The 20,544-nt window shown below is 61.0% G+C and carries 23 protein-coding genes; 11 read left to right on the forward strand and 12 right to left on the reverse strand.

Annotated features, from left to right (window positions below):
- Positions 1–69: 69 nt before the first annotated feature.
- On the reverse strand, positions 70–738 hold the full coding sequence (locus P3G59_RS18010; RefSeq protein WP_277758364.1) for an HAD-IA family hydrolase: 669 nt from the start codon (positions 736–738) through the stop codon (positions 70–72).
- A 69-nt stretch (positions 739–807) separates the two neighbouring features.
- Complete coding sequence (locus P3G59_RS18015; protein ID WP_277758365.1) at positions 808–1,221, reverse strand: response regulator; 414 nt, start codon at positions 1,219–1,221, stop codon at positions 808–810.
- A gap of 198 nt (positions 1,222–1,419) precedes the next feature.
- Between P3G59_RS18015 and P3G59_RS18020 the strand changes: the two genes are divergently transcribed.
- A complete protein-coding gene (locus tag P3G59_RS18020) occupies positions 1,420–2,361 on the forward strand; it encodes a class I SAM-dependent methyltransferase (protein WP_277758366.1) in 942 nt (313 codons plus the stop codon).
- A gap of 125 nt (positions 2,362–2,486) precedes the next feature.
- Here the strand turns inward: P3G59_RS18020 and P3G59_RS18025 are convergent, their stop codons facing one another.
- A complete protein-coding gene (locus tag P3G59_RS18025) occupies positions 2,487–3,260 on the reverse strand; it encodes a helix-turn-helix transcriptional regulator (protein WP_277758367.1) in 774 nt (257 codons plus the stop codon).
- Positions 3,261–3,370: 110 nt separating this feature from the next.
- On the opposite strand from P3G59_RS18025, the gene P3G59_RS18030 reads away from it, so the two are divergent.
- Positions 3,371–4,486 (forward strand): extracellular solute-binding protein, encoded by a 1,116-nt coding sequence (locus tag P3G59_RS18030; RefSeq protein WP_277758368.1) that lies wholly within the window; start codon positions 3,371–3,373, stop codon positions 4,484–4,486.
- An 89-nt stretch (positions 4,487–4,575) separates the two neighbouring features.
- The gene (locus P3G59_RS18035; RefSeq protein ID WP_277758369.1) at positions 4,576–5,694 is read left to right on the forward strand and encodes a P1 family peptidase; all 1,119 of its coding nucleotides are present in this window, start codon (positions 4,576–4,578) and stop codon (positions 5,692–5,694) included.
- 106 nt (positions 5,695–5,800) lie between these two features.
- Here the strand turns inward: P3G59_RS18035 and P3G59_RS18040 are convergent, their stop codons facing one another.
- Positions 5,801–6,433 carry a TetR/AcrR family transcriptional regulator gene (locus P3G59_RS18040; RefSeq protein WP_277758370.1) on the reverse strand — a complete coding sequence of 211 codons (633 nt, stop codon included), beginning with the start codon at positions 6,431–6,433 and terminating at the stop codon, positions 5,801–5,803.
- 162 nt (positions 6,434–6,595) lie between these two features.
- Here P3G59_RS18040 and P3G59_RS18045 point away from each other — a divergent pair, with 162 nt between their 5' ends.
- On the forward strand, positions 6,596–7,036 hold the full coding sequence (locus P3G59_RS18045) for a hotdog fold domain-containing protein (RefSeq protein ID WP_277758371.1): 441 nt from the start codon (positions 6,596–6,598) through the stop codon (positions 7,034–7,036).
- 63 nt (positions 7,037–7,099) lie between these two features.
- On the opposite strand, the gene P3G59_RS18050 is transcribed toward P3G59_RS18045, so the two are convergent.
- Positions 7,100–7,786, reverse strand: coding sequence for a GNAT family N-acetyltransferase (locus P3G59_RS18050; protein WP_277758372.1), 687 nt, complete (start codon positions 7,784–7,786; stop codon positions 7,100–7,102).
- A 194-nt stretch (positions 7,787–7,980) separates the two neighbouring features.
- Between P3G59_RS18050 and P3G59_RS18055 the strand changes: the two genes are divergently transcribed.
- Together P3G59_RS18055 and P3G59_RS18060 are read left to right on the forward strand one after the other, a co-directional pair.
- Positions 7,981–8,304 (forward strand): YXWGXW repeat-containing protein, encoded by a 324-nt coding sequence (locus P3G59_RS18055; protein WP_277758373.1) that lies wholly within the window; start codon positions 7,981–7,983, stop codon positions 8,302–8,304.
- A 42-nt stretch (positions 8,305–8,346) separates the two neighbouring features.
- Positions 8,347–8,559 carry a YXWGXW repeat-containing protein gene (locus P3G59_RS18060; RefSeq protein WP_277762176.1) on the forward strand — a complete coding sequence of 71 codons (213 nt, stop codon included), beginning with the start codon at positions 8,347–8,349 and terminating at the stop codon, positions 8,557–8,559.
- Positions 8,560–8,574: 15 nt separating this feature from the next.
- Here the strand turns inward: P3G59_RS18060 and P3G59_RS18065 are convergent, their stop codons facing one another.
- Positions 8,575–9,132 carry a YceI family protein gene (locus tag P3G59_RS18065; RefSeq protein ID WP_277758374.1) on the reverse strand — a complete coding sequence of 186 codons (558 nt, stop codon included), beginning with the start codon at positions 9,130–9,132 and terminating at the stop codon, positions 8,575–8,577.
- Between the two features lie 74 nt (positions 9,133–9,206).
- A complete protein-coding gene (locus P3G59_RS18070; RefSeq protein ID WP_277758375.1) occupies positions 9,207–10,562 on the reverse strand; it encodes an MATE family efflux transporter in 1,356 nt (451 codons plus the stop codon).
- Between the two features lie 199 nt (positions 10,563–10,761).
- Between P3G59_RS18070 and P3G59_RS18075 the strand changes: the two genes are divergently transcribed.
- From P3G59_RS18075 to P3G59_RS18085, 3 genes are all read left to right on the forward strand, one after another.
- Positions 10,762–11,325, forward strand: a complete 564-nt coding sequence (locus tag P3G59_RS18075) for a chorismate mutase (RefSeq protein ID WP_277758376.1) — start codon at positions 10,762–10,764, stop codon at positions 11,323–11,325.
- A 157-nt stretch (positions 11,326–11,482) separates the two neighbouring features.
- A complete protein-coding gene (locus tag P3G59_RS18080; protein WP_277758377.1) occupies positions 11,483–12,040 on the forward strand; it encodes a phage infection protein in 558 nt (185 codons plus the stop codon).
- A 147-nt stretch (positions 12,041–12,187) separates the two neighbouring features.
- A complete protein-coding gene (locus P3G59_RS18085) occupies positions 12,188–13,831 on the forward strand; it encodes a diguanylate cyclase (protein ID WP_277758378.1) in 1,644 nt (547 codons plus the stop codon).
- On the opposite strand, the gene P3G59_RS18090 is transcribed toward P3G59_RS18085, so the two are convergent.
- The 3 genes from P3G59_RS18090 to P3G59_RS18100 form a co-directional block, all read right to left on the reverse strand.
- Positions 13,832–14,125 carry a hypothetical protein gene (locus P3G59_RS18090; RefSeq protein WP_277758379.1) on the reverse strand — a complete coding sequence of 98 codons (294 nt, stop codon included), beginning with the start codon at positions 14,123–14,125 and terminating at the stop codon, positions 13,832–13,834. It lies immediately after the preceding gene.
- 91 nt (positions 14,126–14,216) lie between these two features.
- Positions 14,217–15,305: a polyamine ABC transporter substrate-binding protein gene (locus P3G59_RS18095; RefSeq protein ID WP_277758380.1), complete on the reverse strand. Its 1,089-nt coding sequence runs from the start codon at positions 15,303–15,305 to the stop codon at positions 14,217–14,219.
- 51 nt (positions 15,306–15,356) lie between these two features.
- Positions 15,357–16,658 (reverse strand): FAD-binding oxidoreductase, encoded by a 1,302-nt coding sequence (locus P3G59_RS18100; RefSeq protein WP_277758381.1) that lies wholly within the window; start codon positions 16,656–16,658, stop codon positions 15,357–15,359.
- Between the two features lie 160 nt (positions 16,659–16,818).
- Here P3G59_RS18100 and P3G59_RS18105 point away from each other — a divergent pair, with 160 nt between their 5' ends.
- Positions 16,819–17,709: a LysR substrate-binding domain-containing protein gene (locus P3G59_RS18105; protein ID WP_277758382.1), complete on the forward strand. Its 891-nt coding sequence runs from the start codon at positions 16,819–16,821 to the stop codon at positions 17,707–17,709.
- An 81-nt stretch (positions 17,710–17,790) separates the two neighbouring features.
- On the opposite strand, the gene P3G59_RS18110 is transcribed toward P3G59_RS18105, so the two are convergent.
- Together P3G59_RS18110 and P3G59_RS18115 are read right to left on the reverse strand one after the other, a co-directional pair.
- Positions 17,791–18,177 carry a cytochrome c family protein gene (locus P3G59_RS18110; RefSeq protein WP_277758383.1) on the reverse strand — a complete coding sequence of 129 codons (387 nt, stop codon included), beginning with the start codon at positions 18,175–18,177 and terminating at the stop codon, positions 17,791–17,793.
- A 52-nt stretch (positions 18,178–18,229) separates the two neighbouring features.
- On the reverse strand, positions 18,230–19,561 hold the full coding sequence (locus P3G59_RS18115) for a PLP-dependent aminotransferase family protein (RefSeq protein ID WP_277762177.1): 1,332 nt from the start codon (positions 19,559–19,561) through the stop codon (positions 18,230–18,232).
- Between the two features lie 89 nt (positions 19,562–19,650).
- Between P3G59_RS18115 and P3G59_RS18120 the strand changes: the two genes are divergently transcribed.
- Complete coding sequence (locus P3G59_RS18120) at positions 19,651–20,544, forward strand: DMT family transporter (RefSeq protein WP_277758384.1); 894 nt, start codon at positions 19,651–19,653, stop codon at positions 20,542–20,544.

Genomic DNA, 20,544 nt, shown 5'->3' on the forward strand with positions numbered 1-20,544 from the left:
CAGTCAAATCTGTGTGTCTGACACACCGCTATCGCGAGCAGGCGAAGGCCTACAAGGGATTGTGTGGTGTCAGTTGCGGTGCAGGTGAAGCTGGCCGTTGCTGTCGACTTCGACGCGGATGTCGGCGTAACTGGCCAACGTCGCATGGGCGGTTTCCAGCGGATGCTGATGTGTAGTGGTGATGATCATCAGCGATGCAGCGGCCGCTTCGGCAGCCTGAATGCCGACGGTGGCGTCTTCGAAGATCAGGCAATCACGCGCATCCAGACCAAGACGTTTGGCCGCCAGCAAATAGCCGGCCGGATCAGGTTTGCCGGCCTTCACATCTTCAGCCGTGATCATCACGGCCGGTGCCGCAATCCCCGCCGCCGCCATCCGCCGCAACGCCAGATCCCGTGGCGCCGACGTCACCATCGCCCAGCGATCAGCAGGCAGACTGTTGAGAAAAGCCGCCGCGCCGGGAATCTCGACAATGCCTTCGACGTCTTCGATTTCCGCCTCGGTGATGAACGCCGCTTGCGCCTCGGCATCGACCCCCGGCAGGTTCAGACGCGTGATGGTATCGATGGCGCGCGCACCATGAATGGTTGGCAAAAAGGTTTCCACATCGACGTCATGGCGCACTGCCCAGGCTGACCAGATCCGCTCGGCGGCGGCGATGGAATTGAGGACAGTGCCGTCCATGTCGAACAGAAACGCGCCGAACGCGCGATCGAATACAGCATCGTGAGCAGACAAAAGTTCGCATCCTCTGGCAAAAAACCGGGCAAGCAATGTAGCACTTGCCCGGTCGATTCACCCAGCGTGTCAGTGCAGGCGCGGCGCCTTGGATTTGAAAGCGCTGTCGACGCAGTCGAGCAATTGACCGATGGCCCAGGGCTTTTTGATGAACGCCACCGGATACTTGACCCCGGAGGTCTCGGGCGTTTCATAGCCGGACATGACCATCACCGGTTTGTCCGGCCAGCGGTCGCCGACGAGGTTGGCCAGGTCGGCGCCATTAAGGGTGCCGGGCATGGTGATGTCGGTCAGTAGCAACGCCACGTTCGGGGCGTTTTGCTCAAGGTAAAGTGATGCGGCGTCGGCACTGGTTTGCGGCTCGACCTTGAAACCTTCCTCCTGAAGAATTTCGCAGAGAAACTCCAGAATCAACGGATCATCCTCAACCACCAGAATCAATCCGTCAGGAAGGTGCGCGTCCGCCGTCGGTGTTGGGCACATGGAACTGCACTCCCTGAATTACATTAACGATTTAGCGGCTTGAATCCGCTGCTTATCTGGTATGAGCGGCGGGCTCTGCAGAAATTCATTTTTGATACAGGTCTTTTGCGAAACGTCGTTTTGCCCGTCAGCGGCAATCGTTCGCAGCGGCGTATTTGTGGTTAAAATGCCGGCCCTTTTGCTTGCCGATCCTGACCGATGAACCCTGAAGCCCTCGCCACCCTCCACGCCCATCTGCTGCCGGCACTCGCGGCCGCACCGAGCGAAACCCGTCGCCTGTTCCATGGGCGCGGTCGTTGCTGGCCGGGGCTGGAGCAGTTGACCGTGGACTGGCTGCAAGGCGTGGTGCTGGTGTCACTGTTCAAGGAGCCGGTGCCTGAGCAACTGGAACATCTCAAAGCGTTGCTGCTGGCACTCACAGGGTCCGCCGAATGGAAACAGTCTGGCGCACACACCTTGCTGATCCAGCATCGCTACTTGCCGCAAAGCACCGCCGAATGGCTGCTGGGGGACGAGATCGACGAAATGAGCATCGTCGAGGGCGGTTTGCAGTACCGCGTCGATCTGGGCCGCAAGCAGAACGCCGGGCTGTTTCTCGACATGCGTTACGGGCGCAACTGGGTGCGCGAACAGGCCAGCGGCAAGCGCGTGTTGAATCTGTTTGCCTACACCTGCGGTTTTTCCGTGGCAGCCATCGAGGGTGGCGCCAGCCATGTGGTCAACCTGGACATGTCCCGCGCGGCCCTGAGCCGTGGCCGCGACAATCATCGCTTGAACGGCCATGACCTGAGCAAAGTCAGTTTCCTCGGTCACGACCTGTTCAAGTCCTGGGGCAAGGTGATCAACAGCGGCCCATATGACCTGGTGATCATCGATCCGCCGTCGTTCCAGAAAGGCAGTTTCCTGCTGACCAAGGACTACCAGCGCGTGCTGCGTCGTTTGCCGGAATTGCTCACGGCGCAAGGCACGGTGCTGGCGTGCATGAATGACCCGGCGTTCGGTTCGGATTTTCTGATTGAGGGTGTCACGCAGGAAGCGCCGAGCCTGCGCTTTGTAGAGCGGTTGGAGAATCCACCGGAGTTTCCGGACATAGACCCTGAAAGCGGCCTCAAGGCCTTAGTCTTCCAGCGCACTATCTGACACCCCACAATCCCCTGTAGGAGCTGCCGAAGGCTGCGATCTTTTGCTTTTAAAAACAAGATCAAAAGATCGCAGCCTTCGGCAGCTCCTACACTTGGATATCGTGCACTGAGCAATGGGCAAGGTCAGTTTTGACGCAACACCAGCGCAAACAACTCGCCATGCCCGGTGACATTGAGCTTGTGATACAGATTGCGTCGATGCACTTTGACCGTCTCCGGCGAGATGCCCATCTGCTGGGCCATCGCCTTGCTGGAAAAACCCTGCAAGATCAGCCGCGCCGTATCGACCTCACGCGCGGTCAGCCGCGCATCGAAGCGGTCAAGCAACGTCGCAAGATCCCCGACCACCGCTTCCGCCACCGCGCCCTGCGGCGGCAGCAACTGCACATGCCGTCGCATCGCCGCCATCACCCAGTCACGCACGCACAGCAACCGGCCCTGCTCGGCCATGTCGAACGGCGTCGAACGACCCAATGACAAACCGAGCACGCCGCCTTCGACGTTGATCATGAACTGCAACTCGTCTTCGCCCACCACCGAGCGAAAGTAGCTCTGGTAGTACTCGCTGTGCAGAAACTGGTCCGGCGCCACCGAGGCGAGGCTGTGCAAGCCGTCGGCAATACCGGTCGACGCAGCCTGATAGAACGGATCGAGCAGGTACATTCCGGCAGTGTAACTGGCCAGTTCTTCCTGCTCGTCGGGGCGCCCCTTGCTGTCGAAGTCGATCAGCAACTGCGGCGCCTGCCCCGCTTGCATCAACGCCACCAGCGCGTTGTCCAGCGGCACCAGCAAACGCAACGTGTCGACCAGCGCGCGCCAGAAACCCTCTTGGCCAACACCGGCAAATACCCGGGCCAGGCTTTGATGCACTGGCAACTCCTGCAGCAACGCGTCCACGCACTACCCCTTTTGAGTAACCCATGATGGGAATGGGTCAGGCCTGGCCGGCCCGATAGGCTGACCACTCCTGTTCATCACCGGCCTGCACAGGCCAGGAGTGCCGCATCATGCGTCGTCACCGAGGCTGTATCAACCTCAGTATTCCACTGGGCCTGCTGGCCGGCATTGGCGTCACCTCGATGGCCATGGCCGCCGACGCACCGAGCGTGCACGTCTACAACTGGTACGACTACATCGGCCCGAATACCCTGCACGATTTCCAGCGCGACAGCGGGATCCAGCCGGTCTACGACACCTTCGACAGCGCCGAAGTCCTCGAAGGCAAACTGATGACCAGCCGCAGCGGCTACGACGTGGTGGTGGCAAGCAACTTCAGCCTGCCGACGCTGATCAAGGCCGGCGCCCTCGCGCCGCTGCCGCGCGACCAACTGCCGGGCTGGAAGAATCTCGATACCGGTCTGTTGGCGAAACTGGCCAACAACGATCCCGGCAATCAGTACGCGGTGCCGTACCTGTGGGGCACCAACGGCATCGGTTACAACGTCGACAAGGTGCGCGCGGCGCTAGGCGACAAAGCACCGGTGGATTCGTGGGATCTGGTGTTCAACGAAGACAACCTCGCCAAACTCGGCCAGTGCGGTGTGGCGATGCTCGATTCGCCGTCGGAAATGCTGCCGGTCGCCCTGCATTACCTCGGTTTGCCACCGAACAGCACCGATCCCGAAGACTATAAAAAAGCCGAAGCGCTGCTGCTGAAACTGCGCCCGCACATTGCCTACTTCAACTCGTCGAAATTCATCAGCGACCTGTCCAACGGCAACATTTGCGTGGCGGTGGGCTGGTCGGGGGCGATGCTGGAAGCCAAGACCAATGCCGAGCAAGCCAACAACGGCGTGAAAATCGCCTACAGCCTGCCCAAGGAAGGCGCGCCGGTGTGGTTCGACACGCTGGTGCTGCTCAAAGACGCGCCGAACCGGCCGCAAGGGCTGGCGTTTATCGACTATCTGCTGCGCCCCGAAGTGATCGCGCCGGTCAGTGATCATCTGTCGTACCCCAACGGCAATCGCGCGGCGACACCGCTGGTGGCCGAAGCCACGCGGGACAACCCGGCGGTTTATCCGTCTGCCACCGCGATGGCCACGCTGTACACCCTTGAACCTTTACCGAAAGCCACCGAGCGCGTGCGTACGCGGGTGTGGAGCAAGGTCAAGAACGGCCAGTAATCCCGTTTTGAAGACATCACAAAGTCCTGTGGGAGCGAGCTTGCTCCCACAGGGACGGTGTACAACCCTTTTTAGAGAGACAACCATCGATGAAACCTCGTGCCCGTGACCTCAACATCCGCATTGGCCAACTACCTCCTGGCCCGCTCAACGCCATCACCGATGTCCCCGGCGTGCGCGTCGGCCACAGCAACGTGCGCGGACGCAGCAGTGCCGGACGCGACATCTGCACCGGTGTCACGCTGATCGAACCGCGCCCGGGCTCGACCAATCAGCAGCCGTGCTTTGCCGGCGTGCATGTGCTCAACGGCAATGGTGATGCCACCGGTCTTGAATGGATTCGCGAGGCAGGCCTGCTGACCAGCCCGATTGCATTCACCAACACCCATAGCCTCGGTGTGGTGCGTGATGCCTTGGTAGCACTGGATCGCCAGCAGCAACCCGACGACGGTCGTCTCTACTGGAACATGCCAGTGGTGCTGGAAACTTTTGATGGTTTGCTCAATGACATCAACGGCTTTCACGTCCAGCCAGAGCACGTCGCCGAAGCGTTGAGCACAGCCGTCAACGGTCCCGTCGTGGAAGGCGCAATCGGCGGTGGCAGCGGCATGATCTGCCATGAATTCAAGGGCGGCATCGGCACCGCGTCACGCCGTTTGAGTAGTGCTCAGGGCGGCTGGACTGTGGGCGCGATCGTGCAGGCCAATCACGGCATTCGCAACGAGTTGCGGGTCGATGGCTACCCGGTCGGGCGCTACATGGAACAGAAAGATTCGCCATTCTTGCGGGCATCGTTGCCGCATCCAGGCATGGGTTCGATCGTCGTCTGCCTGGCCACCGATGCGCCGCTGTTGCCGCATCAGTGCACACGTCTGGCGCAGCGCGCGAGCCTCGGTCTGGCGCGGACTGGTGGCGGTAACGAGGATCACAGCGGCGACATCTTCATCGCTTTCGCCACGGGTAATGATCACGTACCGCCGGCTGCCTACGAAGGCAAAGGCGCGCCAACCTGCGACGGCTTGCGCATGGTCAACAATGATCACATCAGCGAGCTGTTCCTGGCCGCGACCGAGGCGGTTGAAGAAGCGATCATCAATGCGTTGCTGGCCAGCGACAGCACCGAGGGCAACGGACATTCGGTGCCGGGTCTGGACGCCGAAACCCTGCTCGCCGCGCTCGCCAAGGCAGGCTGGCCCGGCGCCCGCTGATACCGCCGTTCCCCTGTAGGAGCTGCCGAAGGCTCCTACGGGGTGCTCACGGGCTCCACTTCCTCCCCATCAAAGAGCTTTGAGGCTCTTTTTTTGTCTGCGTCAATCAGCTGTCCGCCAGCGAATCGGCGCGAATCGAGCGCCAGGCCGCTTGTGCCAACAACTCGCGATAGTCCGCCGGACTGCCCTTCACCCGTCCCGCCAACCAGGCGCGGCAGTAACTGTCGGCCTGACCGATGATCAATGACGGCAAGAGTTCGGCGGGCAGCGCCTTGAGTTCGTCTGCGCGCCCCGATTCGGCCAGCCAGTCGCGCAGACGCACATTGCGCGCCTTGTTGCGCTCGGCCAGATCATCCTTGAACGGCCCCTTGGTGACAGCAAACCGCGCGTGGTACTGGAAACGCGCCCATTGCGGTTGGCGTTCGACCCAATCGACGTAGCTGAATACCAGCGCCTGCACACCTTCCTCGGTGGTTTTCGCCGCCTCCAGATACGTGTCTCGCAGACGCGCCTGATCCTCCAGCGCGGTGAAAAACAGCGCCGCGACCAAACCCTCCTTGTTGCCGAAATGGTGATAGATCGCCCCGACGCTGGTATCGCACTCGGCTCGAATCATGTCGATGGTGGTGGCTTCGATCCCCTGCTCGTTGAACAGGCTCAACGCCTTGCGAAAGATATCGCGCTTGAGTTCGGCGCGCCGGCCGGGGTAGCTGCGTTCGAGTAAGTCTGCGGTGTCCATGGTGCTCACAGCCAGAAAGTAGAGGTTGGAAGGGCCACAGTGCGCCCCTGACAAAACACGCTCAGGTTGACAGATTTCCCGCAGACAGAATACCGTTCCGTTACAGAATATTATTCTGTAACGGAACATCATTCTGCAAAATCACTTCTCGCGAGGCTTTCCATGAGTCAGTTTCTCAGCATGTTCAACAGCGCCGGTCCGCAGGCATTCAGCCAGATGGCCTGCCAGGTCGCGCCGTACTTCAGCAGCATCAACCCACTGGTGACCGAGTTACGGGCGAACTCGGCAACGGTACAGGTGCCGTTCCGTCGTGAGATCACCAATCACCTCGGCACCGTGCATGCGATTGCCATGTGCAACGCCGCAGAACTCGCTGCCGGGATGATGACCGATGTGTCGATCCCCGCCGGCGCACGCTGGATCCCGAAAGGCATGACCGTTGAGTACCTGGCCAAGGCGAAAACCGATGTGACGGCGGTGGCCAGTGGTGAAGGCGTGGACTGGCAAAGCGAGGGCGACAAGATCGTCAACGTCGACATTCACGATACCGAGGGCAAAAAAGTGTTCACGGCGCGCATCACCATGAACGTCAAACTCGGCTGAATCGCGGACAGAAAAAAGCCCTTGCTGGGCGATTCACAGCAAGGGCTTTTTACCGATGAGAGATCAGTGCAGGGTCAGGCGTTGCCGGACAAACTCCTCGACATGGCGAGTGGTCTGATCGAGGTGTCGGTCGCGCTGTTTCTCAGCGTCGAGCATCGCCCGCTTGCCGTTTTTCTGCAGCAGATAGGTATGGATCTGCTGCACTTCCAGCGACCGGTAAATCGGCGTGGTGTCGATAAATCCGCGCAGGCCATTGCTGCGGTAATGCCGGGTGCTCATCAACACCTGGGTTTCACGCTGGCCAATCACCTCAAAGCCCAACGCTTCGAAGTACGGCACTTTACCGACCGTGCAGGCCAGTTCCGCATGGGGGTAACGCCCGACCATTTCAGCGATCATCGCCCGCGCCACGCCCTGACGCCGATGCCCTTCGCGCACCGCCATGTAGGCCACGCTGCAGGCTTCCCAGTCGCCCTGCACCGGCAGGTACAACAGGAAACCGACCACTTGCTCCGGATCATCCTCGTCGGTGGCGACCAGCAACTCGACATCGGTGCCCTTCTCGCCATTCAACGCTTCCAGATACAGATGCACCTCATAACCGACCGCGTACTGATAAACGTTGTACAGCAGGTTGCTCGGGCCAAGACCGACCGCGCTGATGTCGGTCAGGTAGTCGACGACCATCTGCAGGATCTGGCTGTTGACGCCTTCGGGGCATGGGGATTTGTAGTGGGTGATGCGTGGCATGACAGGCGAACTCCGACGGAAAACCGCGACATCATACCTTGTGGGCTGGGCCAGCCTGCATTGGCAACGAAATCGAAGGTGGGAGCGCGCCGTGCCTGAAAAAAATTTCATCCGCCGCAGACGGGATCTTTCGCAAATCAGGCATCCAATTCTGCAGCTGCGTTCACTTTCGACGCAGGCCTTGAGGAGTTGTCATGAGCGTTTTGCGTTCCCTGTCCAAATGGCGAAAAACCCTGTTGCTGGTGCCGGTGACGCTGGCGGCGCTGAGCAGCGCCCCGGTGTTTGCGCAACCGGTGGTGATCGTCCAGCAAGCCCCTCCGCCGATGCGCATGGAAGTGATGCCCGGCGCACGTCCCGGTTATGTCTGGGATCAAGGTCATTGGCGCTGGCAAGGACGCGGTTATGTATGGATGCCCGGCCACTGGCAACCTGTGCGGTACGGCGCGCGCTGGAAACCCGGGCACTGGCAGGCGCGCGGGCCCAACTGGTTCTGGGTCGAGGGGCATTGGGTGCGATGAATGCGCAACAGCCTGTCCACCACTTCTTGCGAGAACACCACCATGTCGAAAACCGTTAAAGCACTGGTGGCCGCCACGCTGCTGACCGTTACGTTGTCCGGTTGCGTCGTCGAGCCGGCCCGTCCGCATCGGCCTCCGCCGCTGGTCGAAGTCGTTCCGGTGATGCCGGCGCCGGGTTATCACTGGGTTGCCGGGCACTATCGCTGGGGCGGCAACCAATGGCGCTGGGTGCCGGGGCACTGGCGGGCGTATTGATCGAAACCGATGGCGTCACTGCTGTGGCGCCACCACTTTGAATTTGATGGCGATGTCCTTGGACACTACCGTGTCCGCCCACTCCCCCGCGCCGAGGCCAAACTCGTCGCGCTTGAGCACCAGTTCACCGTCGAAAATGCCGATGGCGCTGTCCGGCTTCAGCTCCACCGGCACTTGTACTTCGCGGGTAATGCCTTTTAGGGTGAGCTGGCCGGCGATCAGGTAGCGGTGCTCGGCCACTTGGGTGAAGTGGCTGGATTCGAAAACCGCGACCGGGAATTTGGCAGTGTCGAACCACGCCGGTTTCACCAGTTCGGTGTTGGCGTCTTCGCTGCCGGCATCGATGCTGTTGAGGTCGATATGCAACGTGGCGTGGGCGTTGGCGAGGTTGTCGGTGTCAAAGTCCAGCGTCGCCTCGAACTTGCCGAAGGTGCCGTACATCCGCGCGCCCATCTGGTTGTAGGTAAAACTGATCTGACTGGCAGTGGTGTTGACCCGCGTGTATTCGACAGCCTGCGCGGCATAGACGACGCACAGCGAACACGCGGCAGCCAGCAGCAATCGGATCGACATGGGATTCTCCGGGCGAGGCTTGCCGTCGAGGGACTCGATTGACTTAAGCAAACATCCGCCCGTTGCGCCAGCGCCTACACCAAACGCTCGATTTTCTGATGCTGCCAGACCAGTTTGTAATACAAGGTCTGCAGCACCAGCATCCCCAGATACGCCACCGGAAACGCCATCCACACGCCTTGCAAACCATATTGCCCGTCCAGCCAGTACGCCGCGGGCAGTTGCACACCGACCACGCAAATGATCGCAATGATCACCGGCACCAGTACCGTGCCGCTGGCGCGCATGATGCCGCCAATGATCGCCTGGAAGCCGAACACCAACAGGCTCCACAGCATGATGTGCAGCAGATGCTCAGCCATTGCCCGGGTCGAGTCCTCGGTCAGGAACAGCCCCAGCAACCAGTGCGACAGCAGGTAGCCGAGCACGATCAGGCCGCCGGTCAGGCACACGTTGATCAGCAGCCCGGTGCGCAGAATCGGCCCCATGCGTTCCAATCGCCCGGCGCCGATGGCTTGTGCGCCGAGAATCGACGCGGTGATCGCAATCGACAACGCCGGGAACTGCACATAATTGACGATCTGCGTCACCGCGCCATACGCGGCCGTCGCTTGCGAGCCGTGCTGGTTGACCAGCGCCAGAATGACCAGCTCCGACAGCGACAGTACAATCATCTGCACGCCGGTCGGCAGGCCGATGCGCAACACCTTGCCGAGAATGGCCCCGTCGAGCCGCAGCGCAGCGAAGAACTCCCGGTCCGGCGCCAGCGGATGACCCTTGCGAATCAGGCGCCACGCCAGCCACGCCATGGCCGCCAGGTTACCGGCCAGCCCCGCGTACGCCGCGCTCTGAATGCCCAGTTGCGGCAGGCCGAACCAGCCGCGAATCAACGCTGGCGTCAGTGCCAGCCCGACACCGGTCGATACGATCAACGCCAGCAACGGCGACAGCGTATCGCTGACCCCGCGCAACAGCTGCGTGAACAACACAAACACCAGCAGCGATGGCAAGATCCACATCATCACATGGGCATACGCCACTGCGTCGTCCAGTACATCCGCCGGCGTCCCCAACCCCGTCAACGCCTGGCGCGCGAACACGCTGCCCAACACCGCAGCCGCCAGACCGATCAACACGCCCAGCAACAGCGTTGCCCCGGCAATCGCCTTGACCATATGCGGCTCACGCGCGCCCCAGGCCTGACCGATCAACACACCGGCGCCCGCGCCGAGGCCAATCACCAGCGCGATAAAGAAAAACACGATGGGAAACATCCCCGACACCGCCGCCAGCGCCTGGGTGCCGAGCATCTGACCGATGTAGATGCTGTTGACCGTGCCCGACATCGATTGCAGAAAGTTCGACAGCACCATGGGTGCGAGGAACAGCAGGTAGGTGTGCCAGAGTGGGCGTTGGGCGGCGGCTTGCATTGAATAAAGGTCCATCTCGACGGCGGGAGGGCTGATGGAGGATAGCTTCGGTGAGTTGCACGCGGGGCGCAATTAACATTTCAAATCGGTGTTTATCAGCGGTGCCCGTGCCTGTGTAATTGCCACGGATCTGTAGGCCCCGGTTCAGGGCTGTGGTAAACAATTGCCCACTTTCATTTCTCTCATTGAGGCTCTGTTCATGCCGCACGTTGCCCACCTGCTGACCGGCACCCTCCTCGCCCTGCTCGCCACCAGCGCCCACGCCGATGTGCCCGCCGAAACCTTGAAGCCGTTGCTGGAAACGCTGAACGAACGCCTGAACATCGGCGATCTTGTCGCGCTGACCAAATGGGACAGCGGCAAGCCGATTCAGGACAGCCCGCGTGAAGCGCAGGTCATCGCCAATGCCCGAGCGCTGGCCGCCGAGCACAAACTCGACCCGGAGGACGTGGCGCAACTGATTGCTGCGCAAATGGAAGCGAACAAGCTGGTGCAGTACGGTTTGCTCGCACAGTGGCAAGCGGCCGGTACCGCGCCGGACACACCGCGTCCCGATCTGGGCAAGCAGATCCGCCCGCGTCTGGATGAACTGCAAACCCGCCTGCTGCAGCAATACGCCGAGTTCACTCCGTATCGCCATGACGCGAATTGCCCGGCGTGGCTGGCCAAGGCGCGCAGTGGCCTGAGCCACGATGCGCTGCATGAACTGGCGCTGACGCGGGCTACTGGTGAACTGTGTGTTCGGGCGGCGAAGTCGCACTGAGAAAGATCAAAGGATCGCTGCCTGCGGCAGCTCCTACAGGGAATGGGTGAACCATCATTGCGGTCGATGTTTACCATCACGGCAATGAAGTTCTCATAAAAAATCCACGGCGTAACATCGGCTCCAGACAAACAACTACCCCTTGGAGCACACGATCATGAAACGCCAAACCCTGCTCGGCATCGCATTCTCGGTTTTCGCCATTAACGCTTTTGCCGCCACTGCGGCACACACCCAGGTCGCTGAAGGCGGCTCGGACAAGTTGATTGAAAGTCGTGTCGCCGAAGGTGGCGCTGATCGTCTGCTCGAACGCCGCGTTGCCGAAGGTGGCGCTGATCGTCTGCTCGAACGCCGTGTTGCCGAAGGTGGCGCTGATCGTCTGCTCGAACGCCGTGTTGCCGAAGGTGGCGCTGATCGTCTGCTCGAGCGCCGTGTTGCCGAAGGTGGCGCTGAACGTCTGCTCGAACGCCGTGTTGCCGAAGGTGGCGCTGAACGTCTGCTCGAACGCCGCGTTGCCGAAGGTGGCGCTGATCGTCTGCTCGAACGCCGCGTTGCCGAAGGTGGCGCTGATCGTCTGCTCGAACGCCGTGTTGCCGAAGGTGGCGCTGATCGTCTGCTCGAACGCCGTGTTGCCGAAGGTGGCGCTGATCGTCTGCTCGAGCGCCGTGTTGCCGAGGGTGGCGCTGATCGTCTGATCGAACGCCGCATCGCCTAACTCAACGGCTTCATCGCAATCGCAATAAGAGCCCGGCCTGATCAGCCGGGCTTTTTCACGTCCGCCGCCATCCATTCCCAGACTGGCCACCCACCGCCCATTGCGCATACCATGCGGCCACAACTCCAAAACAGACCTCGCCTGCCCATGCTCAAAGCCAGTCTGCGTAGCCACCTCACCCTTTGGTTTGCCGGTTTATCCCTGCTGACACTGCTCAGCGTAGGCTTCTATGTCGGTCACATCGCCACGGAGCAGATGAAGCAGGCCAGCGGCAATGCCTTGCTCAACACAGCACGCTCGGCGGCATCGTTACTGGGTGAACAACTGCGCGAACGCCAGTTGGAGGTCTATCTGCTCAGCCGCGCGCCGCATCTTGAGCGTGGTGATCTGGACAATCCGGCGATTCTGAAATCGATGCAACTGCGCACCGAGGCCCGCGCCGAGTATGCGTGGATGGGCGTCACCGATGCCGAGGGCAAGGTGCATCAGGCAGTCAACGGCTTGCTGGTCGGCCAATCGGTGCAACCGCGACCGTGGTTCCAGGCCGGGTTGCGCGGTGAGTACACCGGCGATCCCCATGAGGCGGTGCTGCTGGCGAAGATGCTGCCGGGGCTGCCGAACGGTGAACCACTGCGGTTCATCGACTTCGCCGCGCCGATTCATAACGCCGACGGTCAGGTGATTGGGGTATTGGGCGCACACGCACACTGGAGTTGGGTGACACGCATTGTCGAGTCGGCGGCGTTTTCACATAAAAACTCAACGCCGGATATCGAGGCGTTGATCATCGATCACGATGGCAAGATTCTCTATCCGGAAGCGCTGGCGGGCCAGCAACTGGCGGCGACGGATTCGAAGGTGCAGGGCTGGACGGCAGGTAACGGCTTCCTCACCAGCGTGGTCACCGTACCAACGCCGTCGAGCACAGCGCTGGCGTGGTCGATTGCCGTGCGCCAGCCATTGGAAACTGCACTGCAACCGGCGCGGCTGCTGCTCTACAAACTGCTGATTCTGGGCGTGGTCGCGGCCGTGCTGTTTGGACTGGTGGCGTACTATCTGGCGCTGTATCTGAGCCGACCGATCGAACAGCTCGCGCATTCGGCCAGACAAGTTCAGAACAAACAGCCCGGCGTACAATTCCCGTTGCAGCACCCGGTACGGGAAATTGCCCAGCTCGGTCAGTCCATCGATGCGATGACGCAATCATTGCTCGGCAAGGAGCGTGAACTGCAAGAGGCCAATGCCTCGCTGGAAGCCACGGTGGCGCAGCGCACGGCGGCCCTGACCCAAGCCAATGCCGAATTGCTGAGCCTGGCAACTCACGATGGCTTGACCGGGGTTTACAACCGTCGCCGTTTCGACGAAAAACTCACCGAATACACACTGCTGTTCCGCCGCACGGGGCGACCGTTTGCCCTGCTGTTGATTGATGCCGACTACTTCAAACGTATCAATGACACGCACGGTCACGCGGTGGGCGATGAGGTGCTGCAACAGTTGGCGCAGTTGATTCAGAGCAGCCTGCGCACCACCGACTTCGTCGCCCGTTATGGCGGCGAAGAGTTCGCCGTGCTGTTGCCGGAAATCGCCCAGCCTGACACCCCGGAAGTGGTCGCCGAGAAGATCCGCGCGGCGGTTGCTCAAGCGCACTTCCCGACTGTCGGCCCTGTGACCGTCAGCATCGGCGTCGGCCTGGCAGACCCGGCGGACAATAGCCACAGCGCCCTGATCAAACGCGCCGATCAGCAGCTGTATCAGGCCAAGGCGGCGGGCCGCAATCAGGTAGCGTGATCAGCCCGTCTGCACTTCGCAAATCCCGTTGGCCCTGTTCTTCCCGGTGTACGACACCGCAGGCGAACCGTCGGGATTGATGCTCAGGGAAATGGTCACACCCGCGCCTTTGGCTTCGAAGTAGTTCTCATTGAATTTCTTCAACTTGCCTTCCTTGCCATTGATGTAGATCGGCCCGCCTTGATCGGCGTGCACTTCGATCTTGCCCGGGCACGTGGCGTTGAAAAGGGGAATGCCGGCGTGGGCCAGCCCGGTGGCCAGTAACAGCGGCGCTGCCAATAGCAGAGATTTCATGGTGAGTTCCTTGAATGCGCCGGTATGACGACACCTTCAGCAATACCGTAAATTCTTCAGCCCGGCCAGCGCCGTGTTGCCACATCCGTGGTCAGGTATTGGTTTTCAGTTTGGTCCACAACCGCGTCGTCAGCCGCGCAATCTTCGCCGGCAGCTCCTCCACCGTGAACAACTTCTCCATCACGCTTTTCGGCGGATAGATCGCTGAATCCTGCTTCACGTCCGGGTCGAGAAATTCATTGGCCGCGGCGTTAGGGTTGGCGTAATGAATGCTGTTACTGATGTTGGCGATGACTTTCGGTTCAAGCAGGTAGTTCATGTAGGCATAGCCGTTCTTCTCGTGCGGTGCGTTCTTCGGCATGACCAGCATGTCGAACCACAACGTCGTGCCTTCGTCGGGGATCGAGTAGGCGATGTCGATAGCGTTTTTGGCTTCTTTGGCGCTGGCGGCCGCCTGGACGATATCGCCGTTGAAACCGATCACCACGCAGACGTTGCCGTTGGCCAGATCGCTGATGTATTTCGAGGCGTGGAAGTACTGAATATACGGGCGGATTTTCAACAAGGCCTGTTCGGCTTTTCTGTAGTCTTCAGGCTCGTGGCTGTGCGGTGGCAGGCCCAAATAGTTGAGGGTGATCGGCAACACCTGCGTCGGATTGTCAATGAACGCCACGCCGCACTGGCTGAGTTTCTTGATGCTCTCCTCGTCGAACAACAGCTTCCAGGAGCGCGTGACGTCGGTGTTGCCGAAGATCGCCTTGATCTTCTCGACGTTATAACCGATGCCGGCGGTGCCCCACATATACGGGTAACCGTACTGGTTGCCGGGGTCGTTGACTTCAAGTTTCTGCATCAGGACCGGGTCAAGGTTTTTCCAGTTCGGCAATTGCGATCTGTCGAGTTTCTGGATGGCACCGGCCTTGATCAGGCGCGACAAAAAGTGGTTCGACGGGCTGACCACGTCATAACCGGTGTTGCCGGTCATCAACTTCGATTCCAGCACCTCGTTACTGTCGTGGATGTCGTAGGTGGTCTTGATGCCGGTAGCCTGGGTGAAGTTGGCCAGAGTGTCCGGGGCGATGTAGCTGTTCCAGTTGGAGATGTTCACGGTTTCGTCGGCGATGGCCGCCGTCGATGCTGCCGCGAGTACGACGGCCAGGGAAAGTGGTTTGATGCGCATGGTCTGTCACCTGTGTTGAGTGGCTTTTGTTGTTGTGCGATCGGTGGAAATTCAGATTTCTGTTCTGGCCCTGACCGCCTCCACGCGCATGCGAAGCATGGCACCGATGTCGAAAAACGGACGCGGCGGCAGCCAGCCGGGTTCAGCGCGCTGCATCACCGATTGCAATAGTGGCGAGTCGACACCCGAGGCCAGTTCCGCGAGCAGCCGCCCCCATAACGTCCCGCGCGCCAACCCCGAACCATTGCAGCCGGCCACGGCGAAGACGCCCTCTTGCACCCGATCAAAAAACGCCTGGCCACTGCGGCTCGCACTCAAGTGGCCGGTCCAGGTGTACTGAATGTCTTGCTCGCCGAGGAACGGGAAGCGCCGTTGCAAGCCGCGCACATGATGCTGACGACGAACCGCGAGTTCGCTGCCGGAAAGATCGCGCGTGCGGTATTCAGCGGTGTTGCGGATCATCACGCGGCGATCCGGGGTCAGACGCACCGTGGCGCCCAGCGGTCGCGTCGACAGCACGCCCCAGGGCTCCACCGCCCCGATAGCGTTGAACTCGTCATCGGTCAGCGGTCGCGTGAGGCTGGCGCTGAGTTCCATTGGGAACGTCGCGCTGTCGCCGATCCCGACCCGAGGAATAAACGCGTTCAGGCACACCAGAACCCGGTTGGCTTCAATGCTGCCTTGCACACCGCTGGCACGCAGTCGTCCCTGCGCAAGACGCTCCAACCCGGTGATGTCAGTGTTTTCGTAAACCGTGACATTGCCCGGCAGGGCATTGAGCAAACCTTTCACGTACCTGGCCGGTTGCAACAGAGCGTTGCCCTCGCCACACCAGATGGCTGCCTCGTAGTGAGGGGTGCCGAGTTTTTGCGCCAGTGGCGCGCCTTGCACAAACTCCGCGCGAGCGCCGAGGGCACGCAGGGTCGCCAGTTTGGCATCGACATGGTCGAGCTTGGCGCGGTCGTTGACGGCAAAGTAATAACCGCTGTCACGAAAATCGCAGTCGATCGCATGACGGGCGATCTGTTGCCGGACCTCTTCGCTGGCCGCGCGGGAAATCATCGTGTCGACCTCGAACCCGGCAAACCCCGGCGCGCCGATCAACTCGCTGTGCGCCGGGTGTTCATGGGCGACGACGAACCCCGAGTTGCGCGCCGAAGCGCCCTGCGCCGCGCGCTGCCGATCCACTACAACGATGCGCGACTGCGGGTGCAGGTCGGCCAGGGCATGCGCAGCACTGAGTCCGGTGATCCCGGCGCCGATCACCAGCCAATCGGCTTTTTGCGCCCCGCTCAGGCGACCACGCTGCGGCGAACTGCCGGCCTGCGCGATCCAGCCACATACGTTTTCCATGCCTCACCTCATTCGACTGTCGTTCTGCGGCTTGCTTCTGAAACAGCGTCATGCGTGAATCGCATGCACATCTTGAGAAGCTCACCGCCAGAGCTAGAATCTATAAGGTCTTCAGCGCACCGACCAACGCTATAAAATCATCGAGCCATTCTGAAAACGCATGGATAAAATTCGCCACATTCCCTCGCTGCAAGCCCTCCAGGCGCTGGTTGAAGTCGCCCGTTGTGGCAACTTCACCCGCGCTGCGCAGACGCTGTGTCTGACGCAAAGCGCGGTGAGCCGACAGATCCAGCAACTGGAAAGCCACTTCAATGTCGCTCTGTTTATCCGCGGCAGCCGCAGCCTTAGCCTGACCGCAGAGGGCGAGCAGGTTTTGGCCAGCGCCCGCAGCATCCTTGACCAACTGAAAACCCTCGAAGAACGCCTCGCCCCGCAGAAACGGCCGTTTCGCATCCGCATGCATGTATCGCTGGCGGTGCGCTGGTTGCTGCCGAAACTCAGCGACTTCTATCTGCGCCATCCCGAAGTGTCGTTGGCGATAGAAACGGTCGCCACTGAAGTGGTTGAGCCGGGCAATGACAGTGACGCCTACATTCTTTACTTGCCGCAGGTATCGAGCGATCCGGATTGCCTGACGCTGTTCGAGGAAACGCTGGTGCCGGTGTGCTCGCCCACCCTCGCCGGGGCGCCGCGCTCGGTCGACGAGTTGCTGCGCTTCCCGTTACTGCATCGCTCGGCCGATCGTCAGGCGTGGATTGAGTGGCTGGCGGCCAACGATGGAAAGCCGCTGGAGGATTACCGGCACATTCCATTCAACCTTGATGAATTGGCACTGGATGCGGCGGCGCGAGGATTGGGCGTGGCGGTGACGGACATGACCCTGGCGGCGGAGTCGATCGAGCGCGGGGTGTTGGTGGTGCCGTTTGGCGAGCCGTTGAGGACGGGTGGGGTTTATTCGTTGTGTTTGCAGCCTGCGGCGGCTTCGAATCCGGCGTGCGATGTGGTGATGGCGTGGTTTGCCAGCCAGAGTATTAACCCCTGCCACGTTTAGGAGCTGCCGCAGGCTGCAATCTTTTGCTCTTGACCTTTAACAGCAAGATCGAAAGATCGCAGCCTGCGGCAGCTCCTACAGTTATTGCGAGAAGGTCTGAAGGTAAGCCAGCAGATTATCGAGTTTCTCTTCATCACTCAGCCCCCAGAAAATCATCCGCGTACCGGGCACCACACCTTTCGGATCCTTCAGATAAGCGATCAGCGTTTCACGATCCCAGGTCACTCCCGAGTTCTTCATCGCATCGGAATACACGTAATTCGCTGACGTCCCGGCAGGCCGGCCGATGATGCCGTTGAGTTGCGGGCCAAACCCCGGACGGGCCGATTCGCCGACCTGATGGCAGCCGCCACACAAACGCGGGAAGATTTTCGCGCCGGCTTCAGGGTCGCCTGCGGCTTGGGTGAGCGTACTGAGCAGGCTGGCGGCGAGCATCAGGGCGAGTGACAGTGCAGCGGTGTTTTTCATCGAAGGTTCCGGATCGGTCTGCAGCGGGCGGCGCAAGGGTAGCATTTTGTTTTTACAGGTAAGCGCCAATGATTTTTCTGATTTTGATCAATGCCTGGCGCAACACATCCATCTCTACCGAACCCAGCGCCAGGCGAATCGCATGCGGCACATGGCCCGACACCGAAAACGGTTCCGCCGTGGTGACGGAAATCTGTTCATGCATCAACTCGACGACAATCTGATCGGCGCGCACGTCTTCCGGCAACGGCAGCCACAAAAAATACGACGCCGGATGGCCAATGCTCGGCAAGCCTTGCAGCACCTCGGCCGCCAGCGCTTGCCGCGCCTTGGCGTCGTGGCGTTTCTGTTCCTCGAGCAGCGTCACTGTACCGTCGTCCAGCCAGCCGCAGGCGATGGCGGTCATGACGCCCGGCGTGTTCCAGGTGGTGGCGCGGATGATGCGTTCAAGTGCTGGCACCACGTCGGTCGGGGCGGCGATGAAACCGACGCGCAGGCCTGTGGCGATGTTTTTCGACAGGCCCGAGACGTACACCGTGCGCTCCGGCGCCAGATCGACCAGCGCCGGGGGTGGGTTTTCCACCAGAAACGCGTAGGCCGCGTCTTCAATGATCGTCAGATGATGTCGACGGGCGATCGCCACCAACTGCTCGCGCTGTGCTTGCGGCATCACCCAACCCAGCGGATTGTGCAACGTCGGCATGCTGTACACGGCGCGCACCGAGCGGCTGTGGCAGAGTTTGTCCAGCGCGGCGAGATCCGGCCCCTTATCACTGAACGGGATCGCCACGACTTCCAGATGCAGCGCTTCGGCCAAGACCTTGAAGCCGGAATAGGTCAGTGCGTCGGCGGCAATCACATCGCCGGGCTTGAGCAACGCCATCAGCGTCACCGCCAGGCCTTGCTGGGCGCCGTTGACGATCAGCACTTGCTCGGCCTCGACCTGTACGCCGCGCGTCAGCAGATGCCGAGCCACTGAAGCACGCTCGTGGGCGCGGCCGGCGTGCGGCTGATAACGTAGCAACGCTTCCAGATCGCCAGATAACGCCAACTGGCGCAACGCAGCGCGCAACAGATCCGCCTGACCAGACAATGACGGGTAATTGAAATTGAGGTCGATCATGCCGACCGCCACGTGTTTCTGATCAATGCCCTGCCCCGGCGACAGCGAGGTTTCGCGCACAAACGTGCCGCGCCCGGTCTCGCCGCTGACCAGCCCCATCGCCTCCAGCTCCGCATACACCCGCGAAGCCGTGACCAGCGCCAGGCCCTCCTGCACGGCCAATTGCCGATGGGTCGGCAGCCGCGTACCCGGCGCCAACTGGCCCGAGCGAATGTCTGCCGCATAGGCGTCAACGAGGGTCTTGTAGCGCGAACGTGGCATACCGGATGTATCCATGACAATTCTTTGATTGTGCTGATTCTCGGCTCTAGCATGGCTGCAATGCAACCCACTTCTGAGCGTGATCTGCTATGGAACGGACCTCGAATATGACGACCCCGGCACTGGAAAAAACCAGCGGCTGGATCAACGGTTTTATCGGCGTGGTGATCTTCAGCGGCTCGCTACCGGCCACGCGTCTGGCGGTGCTGGAGTTCGATCCGGTGTTTCTCACCGTGGTCCGCGCGGCCATCGCTGGGGTCTTGGCGGTTGCGCTGCTGTGGCTGTTTCGCCAACGGCGTCCGGCGCGCGATCAGTGGTGGTCGCTGTTGATTGTCGCGCTGGGCGTAGTGCTTGGCTTCCCGCTGCTGACCGCCCTGGCGCTGCAACATGTGACGTCGGCGCATTCGATTGTGTTTGTCGGATTGCTGCCATTGGCCACGGCGATTTTTGCTGTGCTGCGCGGCGGTGAACGGCCGCGACCGGTGTTCTGGATATTCTCGACGCTCGGCAGCGCGCTGGTGGTCGGCTTCGCGTTGGCACAAGGTCTGACTGCCTCCCCCAGCGGTGACCTGCTGATGCTGGCGGCCATTCTGGCCTGCGGCCTCGGCTATGCCGAAGGCGCGAAGTTGTCGCGCACACTCGGCGGCTGGCAGGTGATTTGCTGGGCGCTGGTATTGTCGCTACCGGTCATGGCGGTGTTGAGTCTGTGGCTGGCGCCCGACTCGTTCAGCGGTGTCAGCCTGTCGGCGTGGTTGTGCCTGGGCTATGTGTCGCTGTTCAGCATGCTGATCGGTTTTGTGTTCTGGTATCGCGGTCTGGCCCAGGGCGGGATTGCCGCGGTCGGTCAGTTGCAATTGCTCCAGCCGTTTTTCGGTCTGGCGCTGGCGGCAACCCTGCTGCATGAACACGTCAGCCTCGGCATGCTGGCTGTGACGTTGGGCGTGATCCTGTGTGTGGCCGGGGCGAAGAAATTCGCCAAATGA

Source organism: Pseudomonas sp. A34-9 (assembly GCF_029543085.1).
Classification (GTDB): domain Bacteria; phylum Pseudomonadota; class Gammaproteobacteria; order Pseudomonadales; family Pseudomonadaceae; genus Aquipseudomonas.